The 587-nt window shown below is 70.7% G+C and carries 1 pseudogene; it reads right to left on the bottom strand.

The annotated features are described in order from the left end of the window. Nucleotides 1–587 (bottom strand): annotated as a pseudogene (locus CCN51_RS51250) (IS5 family transposase); the annotation flags it as partial.

Genomic DNA, 587 nt, shown 5'->3' with positions numbered 1-587 from the left:
TGGTGAGGCGGCGGTGACAGATGAGGGCTGCGGCTATGCCGACGAAGGCGAGGAAGTGTTCGGCCTTGCGCTCGTATCGGCGATGGAGCCGACGGCAGCCGGCGAGCCAGGACACGGTCCTTCCGACGACCCACCTGTGGCGGCCGAGCCGCTTTGAGGACTCGATGCCCTTGCGGGCGATGCGGTGGCGGATGCCGCGTGCGCGGAGCCAGCGGCGCAGATGGTCGTAGTCGTAGCCCTTGTCTCCGTGGAGCTTGCCGGGGCGCCGTCGGCGAGGTCCTCGCCGGGACCGGATCGGTGGGATGCCCCGCACGAGCGGTTCAAGGCCGAGGTTGTCGTGCATGTTCGCGCCGGAAATCCCCAGCGAGAGCGGCAGTCCGTTCCGGTCGGTGATCCCCCGCGGGCGCCGAGTTCGTCGAGGATGACGCGGTGGAGCCGGGCCCAGACCCGGGCCCGGCTCCACTGGGCGAAGCGCCGATAGACCGTCTGCCAGCCCGGGCCGAACACCGGCGGCAGTTGCCGCCAGGTGCAGCCCGAGGGCGCCACGAAGATGATCGCGGCCAATGCTTCGCGGCCAATGCTTCGCG

Origin of the sequence: Streptomyces milbemycinicus (assembly GCF_002154605.1) — a bacterium.
GTDB classification, from domain to species: domain Bacteria; phylum Actinomycetota; class Actinomycetes; order Streptomycetales; family Streptomycetaceae; genus Streptomyces; species Streptomyces milbemycinicus.
Note: the sequence above shows the minus strand (reverse complement) of the source record. Positions and strands in the feature narration are given on the sequence as shown.